The organism is Actinomadura sp. NPDC048032 (assembly GCF_040653175.1).
Classification (GTDB): Bacteria; Actinomycetota; Actinomycetes; order Streptosporangiales; family Streptosporangiaceae; genus Spirillospora; species Spirillospora verrucosospora.
Genome location: NZ_JBEZJP010000681.1, coordinates 1 through 2619 on the forward strand (window position 1 = coordinate 1; position 2619 = coordinate 2619).

General features: G+C 69.1%; 1 protein-coding gene and 1 pseudogene. Both read left to right on the forward strand.

Annotation, left to right across the window (positions count from 1 at the left end):
• Positions 1-103: 103 nt before the first annotated feature.
• Positions 104-406, forward strand: a pseudogene (locus AB0C69_RS40985) (His/Gly/Thr/Pro-type tRNA ligase C-terminal domain-containing protein); the annotation flags it as partial.
• Between the two features lie 1721 nt (positions 407-2127).
• Positions 2128-2619, forward strand: a 492-nt coding sequence (locus tag AB0C69_RS40990) for a MerR family transcriptional regulator (RefSeq protein WP_360362026.1), incomplete at its 3' end; no start/stop codon positions are given.

Below are 2619 nucleotides of genomic sequence, written 5' to 3' on the forward strand. Positions count from 1 at the left end.
CATCGAGGGGCTCGGCGCGGAGGTCAACGCCGTGATCGAGGAGGCCGGCACGGGCCCCGCCGACGTGGTCGGGTTCTCGCTCGGCGCCCCGACCGGGCCCAACCAGCCCGAGCGCTTCGGCCTGGAGTACCAGGCGGCCGACGGCACCCGGCAGCGGCCCATGATGCTGCACCGGGCGCTGTTCGGGTCGATCGAGCGGTTCTTCGGCGTCCTGCTGGAGCACTACGCGGGCGCGATGCCGCCGTGGCTGGCGCCGGTGCAGGCGGTCGGCATCCCGATCGGCGACGCCCACGTCCCGCACCTGGAGAAGGTCGCCGCGCGGCTGCGCGAGCACGGCCTGCGCGTCGAGGTGGACGCCTCCTCCGACCGGATGCAGAAGAAGATCCGCAACGCGCAGAAGCAGAAAGCGGGCGGCGGAGCGGACGAGTTGCGCGCGCCCAAGGGAAACGGGGCCGAGGGGACGGCGTCGAGGGTGTCGGAAGCACGTGGACGCGCAGGCATCTGCTGCCTGGATCCGGGCCTCTGGGAGGCGCCGGGAACCGCCGTCGGACGCGGGCCGGCGTGTTCGTCCCTGTTCTCACGCTGGGCACTGACGACGTACATGGACGCGACCCCGGACGCCGACAGGAGCGCGACGGCCATGAGCACGGCAGAGGCACGACCGACCTGTGCGTAGAGCCCGGCCGCCCCGTCCTCTTTGGCGGTCCTACGGGTGCGGCCGAACCGCCAGCGCCGGCCCTGGCGAGCCACCCGTTCGGGACGCCCGAAGGCGGTCTGGAGGGGAAATCCATCGGACCTGAAATCCGTGACACGCGTGGCCACGAAGAGCCTGTAGCCGACCAGCTCCGGATCCAGGAAGCAACTCATCACCCTGAGCCGCATCTCCGGCGCGGGCTCCGCCTCCGGGAGCAGCCCGAAGACCTTGGCGGCCGACAGGGTTCGGGGACGGAGCGCCCCACAGGCGGAACACTCTCGCGCGTGCTCCATCAGCCGCTTGCTGATGTCGTAGGTGAGCTCACCATGCCACTCACGGAGGAGGAGAGCCCTCTCGGGGCAGTCGTAGGGGCCCTCGTTCGTGAGTATCTCCGCGGTCAAAGCCGCTTCGAGTGCGCCGTGCGCGTCGTCGAGTGCCATCTGCGCGTCCCTCGCCGACAACCCGAACACGGCGGCAAGGTCGGGTACCGACAACTGGCGCCTGACGTGCAGCTCCAGGATCTCTCGCGAGAGAGGCGGCAGCGACATCACCGCATGCCACGCCGTGAGGCGCTGGTCGACGTCCTCCTGGTCGTGACTGGCGACCGGTACGTCCGGCACCTGGTGCCTGGACGGCATGCGGCGGGCGCACTCCAACCTGGCGATGGCATAGAGCCATGGGCCGAACCGGTCGTGTTCGCGCAGCTCGCCTATGTGCGCCTCGGCCACGATGAAGGTGTCCCGCAGGGCGACCTGTGCCGCGTCGCGTCCCCTCAGCTGAAACCAGCAGTACGCGTAGAGCTTCTCGGCGTAGGCGTCGTAGACCGCGGCCGGGGCGCCGGGGTCGCGCTCGCGCAGCGTCTCGACCAGGAGATGGTCGCTCATGCCAGAAAAGGTAAAGGCTGCAGACGCTCGTTACCAGTAAATTCAAGAGATCACATCCCAATGCCGAACAGCACTCTTACCCCATAAACAGATCTATTGGACACCATGTCGCTATTAATAGACTTTGGGCGCTTCGTCCGAGATACTGCAAGGTTCACCGAGTTCGCATGACCAGGACGTCACCCCGATGAGCGACCGGGATGCCACCGAGGGTGACAGTCGGACATTTCGGACCCCGACTCCGGAGCGACCATTTCTACAATCAGCGAGGCTGCACTTCCGGCGACGACCATAAATGCCTAACCAAACGGTGAGCCGGGCAACGAATGTCGCCACTATGACGCCTCAAAGGGCAATTCGGCCACGGCTTCGTCTCCGAGCAGGCCCGACGCACGTCCGATACAACGTTCGGCGATGGCGCCCGCCACGAGACCGAGCCCGAGTCGTCCGGGAGTCGGCATACCCGAGCGGCGTCCGGGAGGGCCGGTGGAGCACCGCCCCCCTCGATCGCGATTGACACTGTCATCGTGACAGTGTCATCATCGAGCCATGGACGACGACACCTGGACGATCGCCGAGCTGGCGGACCATGCCGCCGCGGCTCTCGCCGCGGGCGCGTCCGCACAGGTCAGCGGCCGGGTGCGCGACCTGCCCAACGAGCGGCTGATCCGCTGGTACACCACGATCGGCCTGATCGACCCGCCTCTCGGCCGCCGCGGCCGCACCGCCCTGTACGGGCCCCGCCATCTCCTCCAGCTCGTCGCGGTGAAGCGGCGACAGGCCTCGGGCCGCTCCATCGCCGAGATCCAGATCGAGCTCGCCGCCGCGACCGACGCGGAGCTCGCCAAGATCGCCGCTGTTCCCCCTCCGCCGGCCGACCTGCCGGCGCCGCCCACCCCCTCCTCCGGCCGAGCATCCGCACCCCTCGGCTCGAACGCCCCGGCCATTCGGGACGCAGATCAGGCTCCCCACCGCGACTCCCCGGCAAGACCGGAGGGCCAGGGCATGCCGCCCCCAGCCCGCCTGAGCGCGGCACGGCCC